At 57.0% G+C, this 22,104-nt stretch carries 13 protein-coding genes and 2 pseudogenes; 3 read left to right on the top strand and 12 right to left on the bottom strand.

Going from position 1 to position 22,104, the window contains the following annotated elements:
• Window positions 1-3: 3 nt before the first annotated feature.
• The 3 genes and pseudogenes from EBC_RS26345 to EBC_RS16560 form a co-directional block, all read left to right on the top strand.
• Window positions 4-162: pseudogene (locus EBC_RS26345) on the top strand (class I fructose-bisphosphate aldolase); the annotation flags it as partial.
• Window positions 152-298 carry a fructose-bisphosphate aldolase class I, fragment gene (locus EBC_RS26340; RefSeq protein ID WP_013202983.1) on the top strand — a complete coding sequence of 49 codons (147 nt, stop codon included), beginning with the start codon at window positions 152-154 and terminating at the stop codon, window positions 296-298. The pseudogene EBC_RS26345 and the gene EBC_RS26340, both read left to right, overlap by 11 nt.
• A 152-nt stretch (window positions 299-450) precedes the next feature.
• Complete coding sequence (locus EBC_RS16560) at window positions 451-2,496, top strand: FUSC family protein (protein ID WP_013202982.1); 2,046 nt, start codon at window positions 451-453, stop codon at window positions 2,494-2,496.
• On the opposite strand, the gene EBC_RS16555 is transcribed toward EBC_RS16560, so the two are convergent.
• The 12 genes and pseudogenes from EBC_RS16555 to EBC_RS16495 all read right to left on the bottom strand — a co-directional run bounded on the left by EBC_RS16555 (window position 2,491) and on the right by EBC_RS16495 (window position 21,960).
• Entirely contained in the window at window positions 2,491-3,180 is a 690-nt protein-coding gene (locus EBC_RS16555; protein ID WP_013202981.1) for a GntR family transcriptional regulator, read from the bottom strand. The genes EBC_RS16560 and EBC_RS16555 overlap by 6 nt on opposite strands.
• A 77-nt stretch (window positions 3,181-3,257) precedes the next feature.
• A pseudogene (locus EBC_RS16550) lies at window positions 3,258-4,722 on the bottom strand (mannitol dehydrogenase family protein).
• Between the two features lie 44 nt (window positions 4,723-4,766).
• Window positions 4,767-6,050 (bottom strand): MFS transporter, encoded by a 1,284-nt coding sequence (locus tag EBC_RS16545; RefSeq protein WP_013202978.1) that lies wholly within the window; start codon window positions 6,048-6,050, stop codon window positions 4,767-4,769.
• 69 nt (window positions 6,051-6,119) lie between these two features.
• Window positions 6,120-7,130: a Zn-dependent oxidoreductase gene (locus EBC_RS16540; RefSeq protein WP_013202977.1), complete on the bottom strand. Its 1,011-nt coding sequence runs from the start codon at window positions 7,128-7,130 to the stop codon at window positions 6,120-6,122.
• 1,004 nt (window positions 7,131-8,134) lie between these two features.
• Complete coding sequence (gene yegS, locus EBC_RS16530) at window positions 8,135-9,034, bottom strand: lipid kinase YegS (RefSeq protein WP_013202976.1); 900 nt, start codon at window positions 9,032-9,034, stop codon at window positions 8,135-8,137.
• Between the two features lie 294 nt (window positions 9,035-9,328).
• On the bottom strand, window positions 9,329-10,723 hold the full coding sequence (trhP, locus tag EBC_RS16525; protein WP_013202975.1) for a prephenate-dependent tRNA uridine(34) hydroxylase TrhP: 1,395 nt from the start codon (window positions 10,721-10,723) through the stop codon (window positions 9,329-9,331).
• A gap of 273 nt (window positions 10,724-10,996) precedes the next feature.
• A complete protein-coding gene (gene baeR / locus EBC_RS16520; RefSeq protein ID WP_013202974.1) occupies window positions 10,997-11,704 on the bottom strand; it encodes an envelope stress response regulator BaeR in 708 nt (235 codons plus the stop codon).
• 36 nt (window positions 11,705-11,740) lie between these two features.
• On the bottom strand, window positions 11,741-13,126 hold the full coding sequence (gene baeS, locus EBC_RS16515; RefSeq protein ID WP_013202973.1) for an envelope stress sensor histidine kinase BaeS: 1,386 nt from the start codon (window positions 13,124-13,126) through the stop codon (window positions 11,741-11,743).
• Window positions 13,126-14,532, bottom strand: a complete 1,407-nt coding sequence (gene mdtD, locus EBC_RS16510) for an MFS transporter (protein WP_013202972.1) — start codon at window positions 14,530-14,532, stop codon at window positions 13,126-13,128. The genes baeS and mdtD overlap by 1 nt, the downstream gene beginning before the upstream one ends.
• Window positions 14,529-17,597, bottom strand: a complete 3,069-nt coding sequence (gene mdtC, locus EBC_RS16505; RefSeq protein WP_013202971.1) for a multidrug efflux RND transporter permease subunit MdtC — start codon at window positions 17,595-17,597, stop codon at window positions 14,529-14,531. The genes mdtD and mdtC overlap by 4 nt, the downstream gene beginning before the upstream one ends.
• Entirely contained in the window at window positions 17,594-20,713 is a 3,120-nt protein-coding gene (locus EBC_RS16500; RefSeq protein ID WP_013202970.1) for an MdtB/MuxB family multidrug efflux RND transporter permease subunit, read from the bottom strand. The genes mdtC and EBC_RS16500 overlap by 4 nt, the downstream gene beginning before the upstream one ends.
• Window positions 20,713-21,960: an MdtA/MuxA family multidrug efflux RND transporter periplasmic adaptor subunit gene (locus EBC_RS16495; RefSeq protein WP_013202969.1), complete on the bottom strand. Its 1,248-nt coding sequence runs from the start codon at window positions 21,958-21,960 to the stop codon at window positions 20,713-20,715. The genes EBC_RS16500 and EBC_RS16495 overlap by 1 nt, the downstream gene beginning before the upstream one ends.
• Window positions 21,961-22,104: the final 144 nt, after the last annotated feature.

Below are 22,104 nucleotides of genomic sequence, written 5' to 3'. Positions count from 1 at the left end.
GACGATCAGGGCGTCGAGCACTTGGCGGGCGCGTCATTTGCTGCCAATCCACTCTATTTCGATCCAAAGAAGATCGTCGAGCTGGCCATCGAGTCGGGCTGTAACTGCGTGGCCTCCACTTATGGCGTGCTGGCCTCGGTGTCGCGCCGTTATGCGCACCGCGGTGATCAACAAGCGTGCGGGCGGTATGGGGCTGATTTTGGGCCGTAAAGCCTTTAAGAAATCGATGAAGGATGGCGTGGCGCTGATCAATTCGGTGCAGGATGTCTATCTGGCGAAAGACGTCACCATTGCTTAATCGCTAACGATAAGGGGTTGACAATGATTAGCCCCTTATCTTTCACCCTATGTGATTATTTTGTTACAAACTATCGATGCTTAAGCCTCTCCACTCTTGCCTGAAAATCGCTAAAATAGCGCTTTAGTCTGACGTGAGCCGTGAAGTAAATAATGAAGTGGTTATCTAAAAATGCGTGGTTATTTGCCGTCAAAACCTGCATTGCCGCCTTTATCGCCTTATATATCGCGCTGAAACTGAACCTGGATAAACCGGCCTGGGCCATGGTCTCGGTTTACGTGATTTCACAGCTGTATTCTGCCTCCACCCTGTCGAAAGCCTTGTTCCGCTTTCTTGGCACCGTGCTGGGCGGGATCTTTATCTTTCTGATCTACCCGATAACCGTTACCCATCCGATGCTGTTCAGCCTCTGCGTTTCGCTGTGGGTTGCCTGCTGCCTGTATCTGTCGCTGCATGACCGCACGCCGAAGAGCTACGTGTTTATGCTGGCAGGCTACAGCGCGGCGATCATGGGCTTTGCCGATGTCACCACGCCGCTGTCGATCACCTATACAGTGATTTCCCGTATCGAAGAAATTACCGTGGCGATTATCTGCAGCAGCCTGGTGCATATGCTGGTTTTCCCGGTACGGATGCGCAATCTGTTGGAAAACAGCGTCAGTAACTGGTTCGACACTGCAAAGAACGTCTGCACCGAACTGCTGACCATTGAATCGAAAGAGAGCTCGCCCGAAAGGGACCAAATCCTGGTGCAGATGGCGAACTATCCGGTGGCGGTTGAAACCCTGATCACCCATTGCGTGTATGAAGGGGACTCCGCGCGCAAGCTCATCCGTCTGGTCAGCGCGCAGTATCAACATCTTTCCTATCTGATCCCAACGCTGACCGCGATTGAGAAGCGCCTGAGCCTGCTGGCGGAGCAGGGCATCACCTTCCCGGACTTTGTCGCCGAGTCGTTCAGTCACTTCCTTGTCTGGCTGAACAGCCCGGAACAAAGCGGCCAGGCGCAGTCGATTGAGGCAGACATCACTGCCTCGCAGGAGCGGATCAAAGCGTTGTATGGCCGCGGTGAAATGAACGCGGAAGAAGGTTTGTTGCTGATTGGGTTACTGGAAAGGCTGCTGAATTTTATCCGCATTGCCGATTCCTATTTCAACGCCCGCGAGCGCGTTAGCCAGCTGTCGCCGGAGAAAAAGCGCGGCAGGCTTAAGCTGATCAGGAAGCATCGCGATAAAGGGCTGATCCTGTTATCGGCCTTCACCGCGTTCACTGCCACGATGATCGGCTGTATTTTCTGGATTGGCACCGGCTGGAAAGATGGCGCGTCAACGCCGATGATAGCCGCGGTTGTCTGTTCGTTCTTCGCGGCGATGGACAGCCCAATCGCTTCGATGAAGGTGTTTCTGAAAGGGGTATTGATCGCCATTGTGATCAGCGTGCTGTACGTCGGGCTGCTGATCCCGATGACCGTAACCTTTGAATCACTGATTATCTGTCTGGCGCCGGGACTGCTGGCGCTGGGACTGGTCATCGCCAATCCGTCGACCAACTTTATCGGGCTGATTATCGCCACCCAGATCCCCGGTTTTATCGGCATGACGCACGATTTGCAGCCCGACCTGCTGTCGATCCTTAATGCCTCGATCTCAACCGTGGTGGGCATTTTACTGGCGGTGCTGGTCACGGCCATTATCCGTAACAGAAGGCCGGCCTGGTCTGCCAGACGCGTGTTGCGTAAAGGGATTAAGGAGCTGCTGCAGTTCACCGGCGAAATCAAAATCAACGCTTCTTCGCTGCTGTCGCGTCAGCAGTATGTCGCCAGCATGATCGATAAAATCAACGTCATCCTGCCGCGTAACCGCATCGATCCTTCGCCCGGCGTGGCGCTGGGGGGCAATCTGATTACCGAAATCTGGCTTGGGGTGAACTGCTATGACTTTTACGCCAGGCATCAGGCGATTATCAAAGACCATCAGCTGGAAACCGATGCGGTGATGTTTGAGATTAATCAGTACTTTAAAAAGCGGCTCAAGGATATTCACCTTGAGCCGCCGCAATCGTTGCTGATGGAGTTGAATCAGCTGCTGGTTAAGACCGAGGCATTGTGCCGTGCAGATATGGCGCTGTTCAGGCCACTGTTCTATCTGTTCAATATCCGCATGGCACTCTATCCGACGCAGAGATGGCCAGCGTTATAGCGGCTTTTCAAACCACTCGCTGTTTTGCTCAGCAATCGGCGTGATGGAGAAAATCATCTCCTGAAGGTGACGGCGCAGGGCGTGCTCGGCGCCGTCGACATCTTTGGCTACCAGCGCCTGATAAATCTCCTGATGTTGCTGGATCAGGCTTTCCGGCGGGGAGACTTTGCTTAACGTCAGGAAGCGCACCCGATCCATGGCCGCTTTAATGTTTTCGACCGTTTCCCATGACAGCTCGCAGTTTATGCTCTGCGCAATCAGGCGATGGAACTCATCATCGAGCAGTAAGAAGGCCTGGCTGTCATGACGCTCAGCGGCCATTTTCTGCAGCTGAAGATTGTGTTCAAGCTGGGCCAGCGATTCGGCAGACGCCTCGACAGCCGCCCGGCGGATCACCGCCACTTCTACCGCTTCACGGATAAAACGTCCATCCGCCACGCGCTTGGCCGAAATTTTGCGTACGAAGGTACCGCGCTGGGGCAAAACCTGCACCAGCCCAGCTTCGGCAAGCTTAATAAAGGCTTCACGCACCGGCTGGCGTGAAACGCTGAACCGCGAGGAAACCTCTTTTTCTGACAGCAGCGAACCCGGTGGGATCGCGCAGGTCACGATGTCCTGGCGCAGGAAGCGGTAAATTTGCTGATTTACCGGTTCGTTGGCGGTAATGATATAAGCGGTAGACATTAAGTAATATCCCTATACCTTCTGGACGAAAGTCTAAGTCTAAACAGGGCGCTGGCTCTTCGCCAGCGCTTATTCGCTTAAGCCTGCGTCAGGGCAATTTTTACCGTCTCTTTGGCGCCTTTTTCGCGTAAAAGCTGATAGAAATGGTTCACTTTTGCGACGAATGCCGGTTCAGCGGCCAGATCTTCGCCAAATACCGCTTTTAACGACAGCAGGGCGGCAATCCGCGCCTCGCCATCCGCCGTTTCTGCAACGCGTTGCGCCAGCCGATCGCGCATCGGATCGCGGATCTCAATCGGCTGACCCTGCTCATCAACACAGCCGACATAACGCATCCAGCCCGCCACGCCCAGCGCCAGTAAGTCGTAGCTGCCGCCATGCTTCAGGTGCCAGCGAATGCTGTCCAGCCAGCGCTGGGGCAGTTTTTGTGAACCATCGTTAGCGATCTGCGCGGTGCGGTGTTTAATCGCCAGGTTTTCATAACGGGCGATCAGCGAGTTGGCATACGCCGGCAGATCGACGCCTTGAGTGCTCAGGGTGGGCGCCTGTTCGTCCAGCATCAGACTCAGGGCGGCCTGACGATAGTAGGGGTCAGCCATACAATCACTGATGTGCTCATATCCGGCCAGATTACCGAGGTAAGCGAGGAAGGAGTGGCTGCCGTTCAACATGCGCAGTTTCATCTCTTCAAATGGCAGCACGTCGCTGACCAGCTCTGCACCGGCTTTTTCCCATTCAGGACGGCCGCTGACAAAGTTGTCCTCAATCACCCATTGCAGGAAGGGTTCGCACACTACGCTGACCGGATCGTCGCAACCGAGTTTGTCGCGCATCGCCGCATGGGTTTCGTCCGTCATCGCCGGCACAATGCGATCGACCATGGTGGAAGGGAAGGTGACGTGCTTGCGCAATCCACTCCGCCAGTTCGTGACTCTGTTTTTCCGCCAGACCAAGCACCACGTTGCGGGTAACGTGGCCATTTTCCGGCATGTTATCGCAGGACATCACGCTCAGCGGCGGCAGGTTGCGTTCGCGACGACGGACGATGCCGGCAAGGATAATGCCCGGCAGGGAAGTGGGGGCGTCGGGATGAGCGAGGTCATGGACAATCGACGGGTGCGCCAGATCCAGCTTGCCGCTGGACGGTTCGTAGCAGTAGCCTTTTTCGGTCACCGTCATCGAAACGATTGCCACGTCCGGCTGCGCCAGCGCTTCAATTACCGCATCAATGCCGTCTGATTTGCCATGCAGAGCGTCCTTCACCACGCCAATCACCCGCAGCGCCATCTGGTCACCGGCCATTTCGGCCACGGTGTAGCAGTAATCCTGCTGTTTCAGGGCCTGAATCAGTTCGCCGCTGTTGAGGTTAACTTCGCAGTAACCCCAGTCACTGCCGCGTTCGCTGGCCAGTCTGTCGCTACAAACGGCCTGATGGGCACGGTGAAAGGCACCAAAGCCGATATGCACCATGCGCGTTTTGAGCTTCTGGCGGTCGTAATCCGGGCGGACCACGTCCGCAGAAAGATGGTCAAGTGAAAGCATCGATAATCCCTTCTGTTACGGCGCGGGAGAACCCGCGCTGAATGTCACACTGAAACCGCTTTATTTTGCGTCTTCGGGCTTTTGATAACAAAGAACACCAGTACTGCACCGAGTGCTGCGACCGCGCCCGCCAGCACAAAGGCGCTGTCGAACTTGCCGGTGTGGTGGACGATATAGCCGGTCACAATCGGGCCGACAATGCCAGACAGGCTGCCGATCAGATGAATGAATCCGCTGATCCCGCCGACGCGGCTTTTGTGCACCACATCCTGGATAATCGCCCAGTAGATGGCACCGGTGATGTACAGGAAGAAGATCGAAACCGACATCAGCGCCACGGCTGGATAGGTCCCTTTTACAGAACCTGCCAGCGCCACACAAATAGCAGCGGCCAGCAGCGAGACGACCAGCACAATTTTTCGTGAAAGCAGCAGCTTACCGGTGATTTTAAAGATTTTATCGGAAATCAGTCCGCCGAGCGCCAGGCCAACGAAGCCGACGATCCACGGGATCATGGTGGTGATACTCATTGATTTGATATCGAGGTTGTGCGCCTGCACCAGGTAAGCCGGGAACCAGCTCAGGAAGAAGAACAGGATGTAGTTGTAGCAGAAGAAGGCAAATGCGGTAACCAGGATAATCGGCTGGCGCAGATAGTAACCCAGGCCGTGAGCCGCCTGCGCTAACTCATCTTCCGGCGTGGTTTGTTCTTCTTTCAGCTTGGCAATCAGGGCACGTTCATCCTGACTAACGCGACGGCTTTTCAATGGGTTATCGGAGGCAATCAGGAACCAGACAACCATCCAGACGATGCCGACCGAGCAAATGATGATGAACGCCGGACGCCAGCCGAATGCCAGTGCCAGATAGCCGATGATTGGGCCAGCGACCGCGCCACCGAGAGGCGAGCCGGCGCTGAGGAAGCCCATGGCCGTGGCGGCCTGTTTTTTCGGGAACCAGCCGTTAATGGCTTTGTTCGCCGAGGCGCAGATCGGGCCTTCAGCCATACCAAACAGCACGCGCAGGATCAGCATTGACCAGAAGCCGGTTGCCACCGCCGTCAGGCCGCAGAACAGAGACCACAGGCCAACCGCCACGCCCATCACGATGGTCGGGCCGAACTTGTCGGTCGCCAGGCCACCGATGAAGTTGAAGATGGCGTAACCGAAGAAGAAGCTGCCGAAAATCAGGCCGAACTGTTCGGCATTCAGCATCAGATCTTTTTCGATCATCGGTACCGTCAGCGAGAGGGCAACACGATCGAGGTAATTGATCATGTAGACCATAAACAGCAGAAGTACGATAGTCCAACGTAGGTTTTTGAACATAGTAATTCCTTGATTATTCTTATAATAGTGGTGACTTTTCTTGCCGGTGAGGCACCGGCAAGCCCGGGTTTATTCCACGGCTAAGATGACTTTACAGCAGCTACGTGGATCTTTTTCGAACAGCGTCATCGCGTGTTCAATTTCTGCGAGAGGGAAGTAGTGAGTGACCAGCTTTTCTGGCTGGATCAGGCCCTGTTCCATCCAGCTAATCACTTCAGGGAAGCGATGGCTGTTGAGACGTGAGGTAAACAGTGACAGTTCCTTGCTGGTCAGGCTTTGCTGAGTAATCGAGCAGGCTTCACCCGAGAAGCCCAGCAGGCCGATACGTCCGGCAGGCGAGGCCAGCGCAGCGGCTTCCGCGAGGATTGCCGGATGGCAGGCGGCGTCAATGATAAGCGTCGGCATTTCGCCTTCGAGCTGAGCAGCCAGCGGGATTTCACTGTTATTCAGCACCACGTCAGCGCCATTGGCTTTCGCCATCGCAAGGCGTTCTGGCAGGCGGTCCGCCACAATCACTTTGCGCACCTTATAGACGCCTTTCAGCACCTGAATCGCGGTTAATCCCATTGGGCCGGATCCAAAGATCAGCGCGACGTCATCAGGCTGCGGCTTAAGGAAAGCGGTGATGTTCGCGGCGATGGTGAACGGTTCGACCAGGCTGGCGAGTTTGTCCGGGATGCTTTCCGGCAGCGTATAGGCATTGGCCGCAGGAGCCACCGCATACTCACTGAACCCGCCATCGCGATGCACGCCAATCACCTGCAGTTCACTGCAAACGTTAGGGCGGCCGATGGAGCACGGGTAGCAATGGCCACAGCTGACCACCGGATCAACGGCGACGCGTTGGCCGATACGGGCCGCATCGACACCTTCACCCACCGCATCAATGCGGCCAAAGAACTCATGGCCGATGACGCGAGGATAGCGGGCAAACGGGTTATGGCCATGCCAGATATGCACATCCGATCCGCAGATGCTGGCGTACTGAACTTTCACTCTGACTTCGCCAGCGGCAGGAGTCAGTTCAGGACGATCCTGGACCTGCAATTCACCCGGGCGTTCGATGACGATGCTTTTCATGGCATTTCCTTATGGACTTAGTATGCTGAAAAAATACGCTCTGGCGTACTACCATACAAGGTGCCAGTGTCGGATGTTCGACGGGGATCACATTTGTTACTGAGGATGGTGGGTTTGGGGGAGATTGTTAATTGCTAAGGCAGGGACTAAGGGATTGAGAGGGGAGGATTAAGGGAGTGTGGGGGAAGGGGTTAAGGGCAAAGAGGGCTTCGGTGTCATGGCGTCCGCATAGTGCACGTTATCCGAGACGCCGTGAACCCATCCCTGGGGGCTTGGCTGCCGCTTCCCTGCGGCAGACACTCGGCTAACGTGCACTATGCTGCCACCTTATAACATCGGCGTTTTTGTTCAGGTTGATGGTCACACAGGTCAAGAGCAAGGGTAGTGAAAATGCAGTTTATGGAAGATGAGAGGGTTAGATTTTTGTGGGGATTCTTTTGTTAAGGGCAAAGAGGGCTTCGGTGTCAGGGCGTCCGCATAGTGCACGTTATCCGAGACGCCGTGAACCCCTCCCTGGGGGCTTGGCTGCCGCATCCCTGCGGCAGACACTCGGCTAACGTGCACTATGCTGCCACCTTATAACATCGGCGTTGTGAGCTAATTGAGGGGATACACAGGTCAAGGGCAACCGGAAAGTCGATGGCGAAATGAACAGCGACATGGGAAGGGATAACGATGTTGGTTTGGGTATAGATGTTGATTTGTGTGGCCCTTATCAAACAGGCAACAATGAAGCTTAGGGGAAGGGAGAGCAGGGTGATAGCAAAGCATCAGCGGCAGGGATGCCGCTGCTGAGCCCCCAGGGATGGGTGCACGGCGACTTTGCGTTCACCCTGCTCTTCCTGAGCAAACCACCAGATCAGCAAGACAACTTGCTAACGCTCAGCAGTCAAATCTCCCTGAGCAGACCACCCGATCAGCCAGACAACTTGCTAACGCTCAGCGGTCAAATCTCCCTGACCTTGGCACCAGCCAGGAAGGCAACTTATCCCTAAACCCTAACCCTATGCCAGCAGCTCGCACGACGGCGGCAGACGGCAGGCGATGGCGGCGGGCATCACTTCAATGTGGAATGATTTTCCACTCAGCGGTTCGCCGTCGAGGTTAAAAGTCATCTCGTGCGGCGCGGTGATGTCTAACCACGGCAGAGAGGCGCGAATGATATTGGGATTGTCATCATCACCCCCGATCACCGAATTTAACAGCGTTGGCAGGATCTCTTTGGAGGTGACAATGCTGACCTCAATCTTGCCATCATTGATCAGGGCGGCCGGGCACAACCTCTGACCGCCACCCGCCTGACGTCCATTACCGATGCCGATCACCAATGCATCGCCATCCCAACGGAAGTCCGGGCCGCTTAACTCGCAGCTGTCTGCTTTCAGCGTATCCATGCGCATTAGCCCATGAATAAAGTAGGAGACGCCACCCAGTGCGGATTTCAGCTTTTCCGGCGTTTCGGTAGTGATGCGGGTGCCAAAACCACCAGTGGCCATATTGATGAAATAGTGCGTCTGATTTACCCGTGCCAGATCGATCGGGGTCGCTTTGCCGACGATCGCCAGCCGTAACGCATTCTCCATCTCCTGCGGAATACCGGCAGAGGTGGCAAAATCATTGGCGGTGCCTAACGGGATAATGCCCAACACCGGGCGCTGTGAGGCGTCGAGTTTCGCCAACGCCGTGGCAATCTCATTGATGGTGCCATCGCCGCCGCCTGCTACCACGGTCTCAGCCTGAATTGCTACGGCTTCGCGCACGTAACGCTCGCCGTCTCCGTGTTCCCAGGTGACGCGGATCTCAATGGGATAACCTTCCTTGCGCAGCGTAAAAATGGCTTCACGCAGGTCTTCATTGCCTGCGCCTTTGCCGTTCAGTATCACCAGCGTAATTGGTTGTTCCATGTCTGTTTTCCCGTCAGTGCTGACCCGTTCAGGCCCAAAAGTGCTTCAGTTATAGCACATTTTGCACCCTCAACGAAAAACCAGGCCGCGCAGGCAAAAGAAAAGCCCGTCCGGGGGAGCCGGACGGGCCAAGGAGGTGGTTCCTGATAAAGACTGCCGTTTCGAATTCTCGTTTTTGACAAGGCGCATTCTAGCCAGAAAAGGCCTGGGGTTATGTGATCAAATTCTAATAAAAGTAACCCGAAGTAACTTTATTGCGCTAGCCGGTGCGACCTTCCATCCAGTCTGGAACAATCAACGGGCAGCCGGATCGGCGTAAGCCGTTGATCCAACTGCATCGATCGCCGGTTCTGCCGATGCATCCGGGAAGTTACGCATTAACAGTGCGAACGTCAGATCGATATCTTCCGGCACGCTGATCCAGACAAAATGCCCGTTGCCAGGCGCGACGAGAGTGGGCTGAAGCTTGGTGTTTACCATCTCAGGCAGATCGAAATTAACGTTTCCTGCTGGGGTCATCAGCTCAAGATTGTCGCCGACGCTGAACTTATTCTTCACCTCAACCAGCACTTTGTCTCCGCGACGCTCACCGGTAAATTCACCAACGAATTGCTGACGGTCAGAGGCAGAATGGCCATAGTCATAATTCTGGTAACTGTCGTGGGTGTGACGGCGCAGGAAACCCTCGGTGTAGCCGCGATGCGCCAGACCGTCCAGCGTGCCGAGCAGCGACTCATCAAACGGCTTGCCCGCCGCGGCATCATCAATTGCCCGGCGATACACCTGGGCGGTGCGCGCGCAGTAGTAATGCGACTTGGTGCGGCCTTCGATCTTCAGCGAATGCACGCCCATTTGCGTCAGACGACCAACATGCGCCACGGCGCGCAGGTCTTTCGAGTTCATAATGTAAGTGCCGTGCTCATCCTCGAAAGCGGTCATCTGTTCGCCAGGGCGCATCGCTTCTTCAATCAAATAGACTTTGTCAGTTGGCTGACCGGCGCCGAGTGTGGGCTCAACGGTCTTCACCGGGATCGGCTGGTATTGCTGCACGATTTGCCCAACATCATCCACCTTGCCTTCCTGCACCTTGTACTCCCAGCGGCAGGCGTTGGTGCAGGTTCCCTGATTGGGATCGCGTTTGTTAATGTAGCCGGAAAGCAGACAGCGGCCTGAATAGGCCATGCACAGCGCGCCGTGCACGAAAATCTCCAGCTCCATTTCAGGCACCTGCTCACGGATCTCGGCGATTTCTTCCAGAGACAGTTCGCGCGAAAGGATCACGCGCGTCAGGCCCATCTGCTGCCAGAATTTTACCGTTGCCCAGTTCACCGCGTTAGCCTGCACCGAAAGATGCACGTCCATCTGCGGAAAGGCGTCACGCACCAGCATAATCAGGCCCGGATCGGACATGATCAGCGCGTCCGGGCCCATCTCGATCACCGGGCGCAGATCGCGAATAAAGGTTTTCAGCTTGGCGTTATGCGGCGCGATATTTACCACCACATAAAACTTCTTACCCAGCGCATGCGCTTCGTTAATGCCCAGCGCCAGGTTCTCGTGGTTGAATTCGTTATTACGCACCCGAAGGCTGTAACGTGGCTGGCCGGCATAGACGGCGTCAGCGCCGTAGGCGAAGGCGAAGCGCATGTTTTTCAGGGTGCCGGCGGGGGATAATAATTCCGGTTTCAACGTGAGTATCTCTTGAGGGATCCCCAATGTCTTTCGGGCTGCAGCTGCGTTGGCTGCTCAGCTCCATCCCCAGTCACTTACTTCAGTAAGCTCCCGGGGATGAAGCTGCTTGCCGCCTTGCTGCAACCCGAAATCCAAATGGGGATGAGCGTGCAGGAGGGGCAAAGAACGTTCAACAATGGTTATCAGGTTTGAAAGCAATAAAGGCCGTCAGTGACGGCCTTACAAAATTTGCGGGAATTGTAGAGGTTGGGACGGGTAATGTAAATTGACCTAGATCAAACGGCAGACATCTGCTTCCCAGCGGTAACCCATACCGTAGACCGCGCGGATAAAGGGCTGGTCGGAATCCAGCAGCTCCAGTTTACGGCGCAGGTTTTTTATATGGCTGTCGATGGTCCGGTCGGTGACCACGCGGTAATCATCATAAAGATGGTTAAGCAGCATTTCCCGGGAGAACACCTTGCCAGGCTCCTGAGCCAGCGTCTTTAGCAGACGAAACTCAGCAGGCGTCAAATCGAGTGGGCCCTGGTCCCAACTGGCCTGGAAGCGATTTTCATCGATGACCAGCAGTGAGGCTTTCTGCGCTTCTTCCGGCGTCCGCTTGCAGCGTTTGAGAATGGTTTTAACCCTGGCCACCACTTCACGCGGGCTGAACGGTTTGCAGATGTAATCATCCGCACCGATTTCCAGCCCAAGCAGACGATCGATCTCTTCGGTTTTGGCAGTGACCATCATGATCGGCAAATCGGAGAAACGGCGAATTTCGCGGCAAACCGTCAGGCCATCCATGCCGGGTAACATCAGGTCCAGCAGGATCATGTCCGGCGGCGTCTGTTTTACCCAGTCCAGCACCTCATCTCCACGCAGAAGATGGTGGGTGCGATAATTGGCCGCCTGAAGATAATCCACCATCAGCTGGCCAAGTTTGGGTTCGTCTTCAACCACTAAAATCAGCGGGGCAAGCGTTTCCTGTTCCATAACACTCATCTGCTTAACAAGAGGTGACACACCTCTTTAGTTAGTATTGCAGGGTAAGTGTACCGTAATTTTCAGTCCTCCGGCATCGGAGTGGTCCGCAACAATGCTGCCGTCGTGAGCTTCAACGATGTTCTGACAGATAGCCAGCCCTAGCCCGGAGCCGCCGCTGGCACGATTTCGCGAACTTTCCGCACGGAAGAATCGCTCGAAAATTTGCTGCCGCTGCTCGTCGGTGATCCCCGGACTGGTATCCTCGAAATGCAGGATCTGCTGGTCCGCTTGTGACACCAGCGTGACGGTCAGACCGCCGCCGGCATCGGTATAGCGCAGGCTGTTTTCCATCAGGTTGGTAAATAACTGCATCAGGCGATCGGGATCGCCAAACAGCGGAGCCTGCTCCGGCAGACGGAGATCGAGCGAAAGATTACGGCTCTGATAGCGGCCGTTGAAGTTGCTCGCCACCAGTTCCACCAGCGGCACCAGGTCCGTTTTGCATTTGCGATAAGCGAGGGCACCTTCATCAGACAGGGAAAGCTGATGCACATCGTCCACCAGCTTGGTCAGCGTACTGACTTCTCCCTGTAAGGAAACAATCGACTCCGGCGTCAGCTTGCGCACGCCGTCCTGAATCGCTTCAAGTTCACCGCGCAGGATCGCCAGCGGCGTCCGCAGCTCATGAGAGATATCGGCCATAAAGGCGCGGCGCATACTCTCGTTTTTCTCCAGCGTACTGGCCAGCCGGTTAAAGTCCTGCCCCAGCCGGCCCAGTTCATCGCGGCTGTTGGCCTGCACCCGGCTGGTAAAGTCGCCGGCGGCCAGCTGATGGGTGCCCTCCACCAGCCGCTTAACCGGCGCAAGCAAGCCCCGCGACATCAGCCAGGTGACCAGCGCGGCCAGCAGCATCGCCAGCCCCGAGATGATCCAGCTGGTGCGCTTCTGCTGCTGATCGAAGTTGATATCCGCGCTGCGGGTCAGGCGCTCAGGCGGCGAACCGATCACCCAACCGACAATGTGCCCGTCGCTGGTGGTGATATTGCGGCGCGACCCCTCGGGCGGCACCGGGCCGCGCGGGCCAATCATCACGTGATATTGCTGATCGATAATCCAAAACTGTGTCCGCCAGCCGTGCGGCGGAAGCTGAGAGTTGGAGTCTGGATTTTGCTCCAGCGAATGCAGGATCTGAAACACCAGCTTGTTATTGTGACGCAGGAAATCCCAGTTGCCGTGCTGCTCATACTGATCGGACAACGCATCGCTCAGCATCACCAGCCGCTGCTCGTTGCCTTTCTTGATGTAATCAATAAAGCCATGCTCAAAGCTCAGCCGCACGCCCCAGTGCATGGTGACCAGCACCAGCAGGCAGGTGGAAAAAATCGCCGCGAACAGCTTGGCGGTGATGCCGATACGCAATTTTGCAAACATTAAGACTTCCTCTTGCGGCTCAACACCACGTTTTTACTGACATCCAGCGGCACGCGCCAGAACACCAGCGCGGGCAGAACGATCACCACCGCCATGCACAGATAAGTATAAATAAAGGCCTGATGCACCGCCGCGCTGTCAGTCACCGCCTGATGACCAAAGGTCCCCAGCATCAGCCCGGCCACCGTCACGCCGATACTCATCGACAGCTGCATGATCATCGACAGTAGACTGTTGCCGCTGCTGGCGAGATCGTCCGGCAGCTCTTTCAGCGTCAGGGTATTCATCGAGGAGAAGCGAATGGCATTGACCATGCCCTGCAGGAACAGCACGACCGGCAGCAGGTAATCCCAGCCCATCAATGCCACCGCCGGGAATAACAGCACCACCAGCGCCAGGCCAATGGTGGCGCCCACCAGCACGTTACGGTAGCCAAAGCGGTTAACGATCTGCACCACGATGCGCTTCATCCCCATATTGCCGAGGACCATCGGGATCATCATCAGCCCGGCATGGAACGGCGTGTATCCCATGCCCACCTGCAGGAAGATCGGCGTCATAAACGGCAGCATGCCGCTACCGATGCGACCGGTAAAACTGCCTAACAGCCCAATGGAATAGATGCGGTTATCAAACAGCTTCAGGCTGAACAACGCCCGCTCGTTGCCTCGGGCGTGCATCAGATAGAACAGCAATGAGAACACGCCAATCAGGATAAACAGACAGAGCAACAGCGGCGAAACCCCTAAGCCCCGTTGGCCGTCGAGGGCCAGCGTTAAGGTTGCCATCCCTGCGGCCAGCAGAATAAAGCCGAGAAAGTCGAATTTACGTGGCGGCAGGCTCATATTTTTCATCAGCATCAGGGTCGCAATGGCGCCAATGATGCCCACCGGAATATTGATCAGGAAAATCCAGTGCCAGCTGGCGTACTGCACCAGCACGCCACCCAACGCCGGGCCGAGCAGCGGGCCGACCTGGCCCGGCAAGGTCACAAAGGTCATCGCCGCCATATATTGCTCGCGCGGGACCAGCTTCATCACCGTTAACCTGCCGACCGGCACCATCATCGCGCCGCCAATGCCCTGTACCACACGCGCCATAATCAGTTGATCCAGCGAGCTGGCCATTGAGCAAAACAGCGAGCCGACGCTGAACAGAATGATGGCGCTGAAGAACACGTTCCTCACCCCGAACCGGTCGGCCAGCCAGCCGCTGACCGGCAGCATCACCGCCACCGTCAGCACATAGGAGACGATCACCGAATGCATATTCAGCGGGTTCTCGTTCAGGCTTACCGCCATCGAGGGCAGGGCAGTGTTGACGATGGTGGTATCCAGCGCCTGCATAAAGAAGCCGAAGGCAACGATCCACAGTTGCCAGCGCACGGTGGAAGGAAGCGTATTCATGACTGGACGAGTTCCTGACGTGGCCGGCGACGCAGTTTATCCATATACAGATAAACCACCGGCGTGGTGTATAGCGTTAACAGCTGGCTCATCACCAGCCCGCCGACAATGGTAATCCCCAGCGGCTGGCGCAGTTCTGCCCCATCACCGGACGTCAGCACCAGCGGCAAGGCACCTAACAGCGCCGCCAGCGTGGTCATCATGATTGGCCTGAAGCGCAGCAGGCTCGCCTGGAAAATCGCCTCGCGGGCGGTCAGGTTGCCGTTACGCTGCGCCTCCAGCGCAAAATCGACCATCATGATGGCGTTCTTTTTGACGATACCTATCAGCAGCAGAATGCCGATCAGTGCAATCAGACTGAACGGCGCGCTAAACAGTTCCAGCGCCAGCAGCGCGCCCACACCTGCGGAGGGCAGCGTGGAGAGGATGGTCAGCGGATGCACGTAGCTTTCATACAGGATGCCTAACACGATATACACCGTGGCGATGGCGGCGATAATCAGCCACACCTGGCTGTTCTGGCTTTGCTCGAAGGCTTGCGCAGTACCGGCAAAGCTGCCCCGCACCGAGGTCGGCACGCCCAGCGTGGTCATGCTGCGGTCAATGGCATCGGAAGCCTGAGAAAGCGACACTCCTTCTGGCAGGTTAAAGGAGATGGTCGAGGCAGCCGACAGTCCCTGATGATTTACCGACAACGGCGCGTTGGCCGGGAGCCATTTGGCAAAGTAAGAGAGCGGAATGGCTTTGCCATCGTTGTTAATCAGGTACATCAAATCCAGCGAGCTGATGTCCTGGGTGTAGCGCGGATCCACTTCCATTACCACTTTGTACTGATTGAGCGGCTGATAAATGGTGGAAATCTGCCGCTGGCCGAAGGCATTGTTCAGCAGGTTATTGGCATCCGTCACGTCAATGCCCAGTCGGGTCATGGTTTCACGATCGTAGGTCAACGCCATTTCCGAGCCTTTATCCTGCTGATCGGAGTTCACATCCGCCAGCTCCGGCAGCGCCGCAAAAGCCTCGCGAATTTTCGGCTCCCAGATCCGCAGGTCGTCGAGATTGTCTGACAGCAGCGTGTACTGATACCCGGCGTTCGATTCCCGTCCGCCCACCCGCAGATCCTGTACCGCCATCAGATACAGACTCGCGCCAGGTTCTTTGGCCAGCTTGATGCGCAGCCGGGCAATCACTTCCTGCGCATTTTCACTGCGCTCGCTTAACGGCTTAAGGGAGATAAACATCGATCCGCTGTTGGTGCGCGAGCCGCCGGTAAAGCCGACCACGCTTTCCACCGCCGGATCGTCGCGGACAATCTTCATAAAGCCTTCCAGCTTGCCGCGCATCGCCTGGAACGAAATGCTCTGATCGGCCTGAATAAAGCCCATCACCCGGCCGGTATCCTGCTCGGGCATAAAGGTTTTCGGGATGGAGATATACAGATAAACCGTCAGGCCGATGGTGGCGAGAAACACCAGCAGCGTCCAGCGGGAGTGATTGAGCACCCAGTTCAGCGAGCGGCCGTAGCCTTGCTGAATGGCGTTGAGCACGCGGCCAAAGCCCCGCACCCGGCCTTGCTCGCGTTGCGGATGCGCGCGCAGCAGCCTGGCGCACATCATCGGCGTCAGGGTAAGGGAAATCACCAGCGATATCGCTATTGATACCGACAGCGTGACGGCAAATTCCTTAAAGAAGCGGCCAATCAGACCGCCAAGCATCAGCAACGGCAGGAAAACGGCAATCAGCGACAGGCTCATCGACAGCACGGTAAAACCCACTTCCCGCACGCCCTGTAACGAGGCCTGCAGCGGCTTCATACCCGCTTCCACATGGCGGGAAATGTTCTCCAGCACCACGATGGCATCATCCACCACAAACCCGGTGGCAACGGTCAATGCCATCAATGACAGGTTATTCAGGCTAAAGCCGCACAGGTACATGGCGGCAAAGGTGCCAATCAGCGACACCGGCACGGCCACCGCCGGGATAAGCGTGGCGCGACCCGAGCGTAAAAACGCAAACACCACCAGGATCACCAGCCCGACCGAGATTGCCAGCGACTGTTCCACCTCTGCCAGCGAGGCGCGGATTGTGGGCGAGCGATCCTGGGCGATTTCCAGATGGATTGAGGCCGGAATGATATTGCTGAGTTCAGGCACTTCGGCGCGGATACGGTCAACCGTATCGATGATATTGGCTTCGGGCAGCTTGCGGATCAGCAACAGGATTGCCGGTTTGGCGTTCGACATCCCGGCGTTGCGGACGTCCTGAACCGAGTCGGTGACGTTAGCCACATCCTGCAAACGTACTGCTGCGCCGGCATTGTAATGCACCACCAGCGGCTGATAATCCGCCGCCTTTTGCAGCTCGTCGTTGGTTTTCAGTTGCCAGCGCTGCTGATGATCTTCAATCGCGCCCTGCGGTCTGCGCTGGTTGGCATTGGCGATGGTTTCTCGAATCGCATCCAGCGAGACGCCCTGATTAAACAGCGCCTGCGGATTGAGGTCGACACGCACCGCAGGCAGTGAACTGCCGCCCACGGTGACGTCACCCACACCGTCGATTTGCGACAGCTTTTGCGCCAGCTGCGTAGAGGCATAGTCATACAGCTGACCCTGGGAATAGGTGTCCGAGGTCAGCGCCATAATCATAATCGGGGCGTCGGAAGGGTTGGCCTTGCGGTAGGTAGGGCGGCTGGGCATCCCGGTAGGCAACAGGCTTTGCGCGCCGTTAATCGCGCCCTGAACATCCCGCGCGGCACCGTTGATATCGCGATCGTAGTCGAATACCAGGATGATGCGGGTGCTGCCCAATGAGCTGGTGGAGGTCATTTCACTGACGCCCGCGATACGTCCCAGCGAGCGTTCCAGCGGGGTGGCCACTGACGACGCCATGGTTTCCGGTGAGGCGCCGGGCAGCGACGCACTGATGACGATCACCGGGAAATCCACCTGCGGCAGTGGGGCGACAGGCAGCAGCCTGAATCCCAATACGCCCGCCAGCAGGATGGCGATGGTCAGTAGAATCGTCGCCACGGGGCGATGGATAAACAGCGCGAAAAACCTCACTGCGCTTCCTCCTGCCTGAAGCGACGACGGGTAGCGTGGGCCAGTCGGTCAAACAGCAGATAAATCACCGGCGTGGTGAACAGCGTCAGTACCTGGCTGACCACCAGACCGCCGACCATCGCCACGCCCAGCGGACGGCGCAGCTCTGCACCGACGCCGGTACTCAGCATCAGCGGCAAGGCACCCAGCAATGCCGCCAGCGTGGTCATCAGGATCGGGCGGAAACGCAGCAGGCAGGCCTGATAAATCGCGTCATACGGCGCCATACCTTGTTCCCGCTCGGCGGCCAGCGCAAAGTCGATCATCATGATGGCGTTTTTCTTCACGATACCAATCAGCAGAATGATGCCGATAATGGCGATCACGTCCAGTTCGTGACCGCTCAGCATCAGTGCCAGCAGCGCGCCCACGCCCGCGGTTGGCAGCGTAGACAGAATGGTAATCGGGTGGATAAAGCTTTCATACAGCACGCCAAGGACGATATACATCGCCACGATTGCCGCCACGATCAGCCAGATGGTGCTGGACAGCGCCGCCTGGAAAGCCAGCGTGCTGCCCTGGAACTCGGTCATGATCTCCGACGGCATTGCCAGATCCTGCTCGGTTTTGCTGATGGCATTGACCGCCTGTTCCAGCGAGTAACCGTCGCGCACGTTGAACGAGAAGGTGGTTGAAGGGAACTGATCGAGATGGTTAATGCTCAACGCCCCATGACGCTGCTCAACGGTGGCGATCGCGCTCAACGGCACCATGCCGCCAGAGGTGCTGTTCAGGCGAATGCCATCCAGCGCGGCAAGGCCTGGCGTGGCTGAGGTGTCATGCTCCAGCACCACGCGATACTGATTGGCCTGGGTGTAAATGGTGGAGATCAGACGCTGGCCAAAGGCGTTATACAGCGCGTTATCCACGTCGGCCATGGTGATACCCAGACGGCTGGCGTTATCGCGATCCACTTTGATATAGGCTTCCAGCCCCTGATCCTGCCAGTCGCTGCTGACATCTTTCAGCTCCGGCAAGGTCGACAGCGCAGTAATCAGTTTCGGCACCCACAGGCTGAGGGATTCGAGCGAACCGGCCTGCAAGGTAAACTGATATTGCGTGCGGCTGACCGTGGTATCAATGGTGAGATCCTGCACCGGCTGCAGGTAGAGATTCACGCCGGGCAATTTGGCTATTTCCGTCTGAAGTCGGTCGATCACCACCGGAATGCGGTCATCACGCTGATCCAGCGGTTTCAGGTTGATCTGCAGTCGCCCGCTGTTCAGCGCCGGGTTGGTGCCGTCGACGCCGACGAAAGAGGTCAGGCTTTGCACCGCCGGATCCTTCATGATGATTGAGGCAACCTGCTGCTGGCGCTGCGCCATATTGGCGTAGGAAACCGATTGTGGAGCCTGCAGCGTGCCCTGGATGATGCCGTTATCCTGCACCGGGAAGAAGCCTTTCGGAATGGTGATCCACAGCAGCACGGTGATCGCCAGCGTGCCCAGCGCCACGCCTAGCGTTATCCACGGATGATTCAGCACCCGGCGCAGAAAATGCCCATAACCGGCAATAATGCGGTCAAACATCGCTTCACTGGCGCGCGAGAAGCGGTTCTGTTTGCGTAACGACTCCACGCTCAGCATGCGCGCGCACATCATTGGGGTCAGGGTCAGCGACACCACGGCGGAAATCAGAATGGAGATCGCCAGCGTCACGGCAAATTCACGGAACAGCCGACCGACGATATCGCCCATAAACAGCAGCGGGATTAACACTGCAATCAGCGAGAAGGTCAGGGAAATGATGGTAAAGCCAATTTCGCCCGCGCCTTTTAGCGCCGCGGCCATCGGCTTTTCGCCTTTCTCAATATAACGGGAGATGTTCTCGATCACCACGATCGCATCATCCACCACAAAGCCGGTGGCGATGGTCAGCGCCATCAGCGTCAGGTTGTTGATCGAGAAACCCAGGAAATAAATCACTGCGAAGGTGCCGACCAGCGACAGCGGAACGGCAACGGCCGGAATGATGGTCGCCGGCACGTTACGCAGGAACAGATAGATGATCATCACCACCAGCGCAATCGCCAGCATCAGCTCAAACTGCACGTCATGCACGGAAGCGCGGATATTGGTGGTGCGATCGGTCAGGACTTTGACCTCAACCGATTTTGGCAGTGAGGCGGTCAGCGACGGCAGCATCTGGCGAATACTGTCGGCGGTGGTAATGATGTTGGCGCCAGGCTGACGCTGGATATTCAGCACAATGGCCGGCTGACGATTGGCCCATGCGCCGAGCCAGCTGTTCTCCGCACCCTGCTCAACAGTCGCCACATCGCGCAGCCGCACGGCTGAGCCGTTCTGATAGGCGACGATCAGCTGACGGTAATCCTCAGCGGATTTCATCTGATCGTTGGCCGACAGCGTGATTGAACGCTCGGGGCCGTCAAGGCTACCTTTGGCGGAGTTAACGTTGGCATTCGCGATCGCCGTGCGCACCGTTTCACTGTCCAGATTCAGGGCTGCCAGCGCCTGCGCGTTGAGCTTGACCCGCACCGCAGGGCGTTGACCGCCGGCCAGCGTCACCAGACCGACACCCGAGACCTGAGAGATTTTCTGCGCGACCCGCGTTTCCACCATATCCTCAACCTGGGTCATCGGCATGCTGGTAGTGGTAACGGCAAGGGTCATGATCGGCGGATCGGCCGGGTTAACCTTGCTGTAAACCGGCGGATTGGGCAGATCGGACGGCAGCAAATTGGTGGCGGCGTTAATGGCGGCCTGCACTTCTTGCTCGGCCACATCCAGCGGCAGCGTCAGCTGGAACTGCAAAGTGACCACCGATGCGCCGCCGGAACTCTGCGAAGACATCTGCTTCAGCCCGGACATCTGGCCGAACTGGCGTTCAAGCGGGGCGGTAATCGACGAGGTGACCACATCCGGGCTGGCACCCGGATACAGCGTCACGACCTGAATGGTGGGATAGTCGACTTCCGGCAGGGCTGAAACGGGCAGGGCACGGTAGCCCAAAATACCGGCCAGCAGGATCGCCACCATCAATAGCGTGGTGGCAACCGGGCGGAGAATAAACTGGCGGGACGGGCCGCCGGTGGAGCTCGGTGGCATAACCTGCATCAGGAACTGGCTCCTTTAGACGGCAGAGCGCTTTTTCCTGAGGTCAGCGGCGTGGCCTGCGGTGCCACCACTTCCACTTTGGTGCCTTCGGTCAGGCGGTCGATGCCGTCGGTGACGACACGCTCGCCCGCATCCAGTCCGGCGGTGACCACCACTTTCTGGCTATCCTGTAAGCCGGTAGTGATCAGTTTTTTACTGACTTTATCCTCTGCGTTGACCACCCAGACAAAGTTTCCTTCATTGCCCATTTGCAGCGCCGCAGCCGGGATCACAATCGCATCCTGCAGGGTGTTGACCTTCAGGCGGGCGTTCACGAACTGATTAGGGAACAACATATCGTCGTTGTTACCGAAGCGCGCCTTCAGCTTAACCGTGCCGGTGGTGGCATCAATCTGGTTATCCATGCTGAGTAACGTGCCGCTGGTCAGCAGTTTTTTATTGCTGCGGTCCCAGGCTTCTACCGGGATTGGCTGGCCGCCTTTTTGCGCCATCAGGATGGTGCTGATGTCATTTTCCGGCAGGCTGAACACCAGATCGATCGGATGCGTTTGGGTAATGACCACGATGCCGGTGGTATCGCCGCTGGTGATGTAGTTGCCGACGTCGACCTGCTTGAGTCCGACGCGGCCAGAGATAGGGGAGGTGACGCGGCTGTAGGTCAGATTTAACTGGGCGCTGGCAACGCTGCCTTCATCGGCTTTAATCGTGCCGAGGGTTTCGCTGACCAGCGAGCGCTGGGTATCCATTTCCTGCTGCGAGACCAGATTGGTTTTTGCCAGCTTCTCGTAGCGGGCCAGATCGCGGCGGGCATTTGCCAGCGTGGCCTGGTCTTTTGCCAGCTGTCCCTGCGCCTGAGTGAGGGCGACCTGATAAGGACGCGGATCGATTTCGGCAATCAGCTGACCGGCCTTCACTTCCTGACCTTCGGTAAAATGCAGCGCCATCAGGTCGCCATCGACCCGGCTGCGCAGCGTGACGGTGTTGGCGGCGGTGACGGTGCCCAGTCCGGAAAGATACTGCGGCACGCTCTGGCGCACCGCTTCGGCTGCCTGCACCGGGGATAATGCGGCAGTGCCACCATGACGGCCCCCGCTTTTACCTTCACCGCCCTTATGCTGCTGAGCGTCAGCGGTTTTTTCCGGGGCAGCGCTGCTGTGGCTGCTGTGCCACCAGTACCAACCGCCAGCGGCAACCGCTGCGATAATCAGGATCGGCAAGATTTTGAGGGAACGGCGTTGTGCAGTCATCTTGGTGTCAGCTCTCCGGTGCAAAAATTGTGTCCACGAGGGCCAAAAACGGGGCCCAGAATTTTTCTATTTTAGCGGGTTTATCAACCGCAAAAGTGAAGGAATTAAGGATAACCGTTCAGCTGGTGTAAGTATTCCTGTCGC

The sequence above is a fragment of the Erwinia billingiae Eb661 genome, assembly GCF_000196615.1.
Lineage (GTDB): Bacteria > Pseudomonadota > Gammaproteobacteria > Enterobacterales > Enterobacteriaceae > Erwinia > Erwinia billingiae.
Note: the sequence above shows the minus strand (reverse complement) of the source record. Positions and strands in the feature narration are given on the sequence as shown.

Coding starts and splice junctions, on each gene's coding strand:
- EBC_RS26340 (WP_013202983.1), top strand. CDS start 152: ATGCGCACCGCGGTGATCAACAAGCGTGCGGGCGGTATGGGGCTGATT.
- EBC_RS16560 (WP_013202982.1), top strand. CDS start 451: ATGAAGTGGTTATCTAAAAATGCGTGGTTATTTGCCGTCAAAACCTGC.
- EBC_RS16555 (WP_013202981.1), bottom strand. CDS start 3,180: ATGTCTACCGCTTATATCATTACCGCCAACGAACCGGTAAATCAGCAA.
- EBC_RS16545 (WP_013202978.1), bottom strand. CDS start 6,050: ATGTTCAAAAACCTACGTTGGACTATCGTACTTCTGCTGTTTATGGTC.
- EBC_RS16540 (WP_013202977.1), bottom strand. CDS start 7,130: ATGAAAAGCATCGTCATCGAACGCCCGGGTGAATTGCAGGTCCAGGAT.
- yegS (WP_013202976.1), bottom strand. CDS start 9,034: ATGGAACAACCAATTACGCTGGTGATACTGAACGGCAAAGGCGCAGGC.
- baeR (WP_013202974.1), bottom strand. CDS start 11,704: ATGGAACAGGAAACGCTTGCCCCGCTGATTTTAGTGGTTGAAGACGAA.
- baeS (WP_013202973.1), bottom strand. CDS start 13,126: ATGTTTGCAAAATTGCGTATCGGCATCACCGCCAAGCTGTTCGCGGCG.
- mdtD (WP_013202972.1), bottom strand. CDS start 14,532: ATGAATACGCTTCCTTCCACCGTGCGCTGGCAACTGTGGATCGTTGCC.
- EBC_RS16500 (WP_013202970.1), bottom strand. CDS start 20,713: ATGCAGGTTATGCCACCGAGCTCCACCGGCGGCCCGTCCCGCCAGTTT.
- EBC_RS16495 (WP_013202969.1), bottom strand. CDS start 21,960: ATGACTGCACAACGCCGTTCCCTCAAAATCTTGCCGATCCTGATTATC.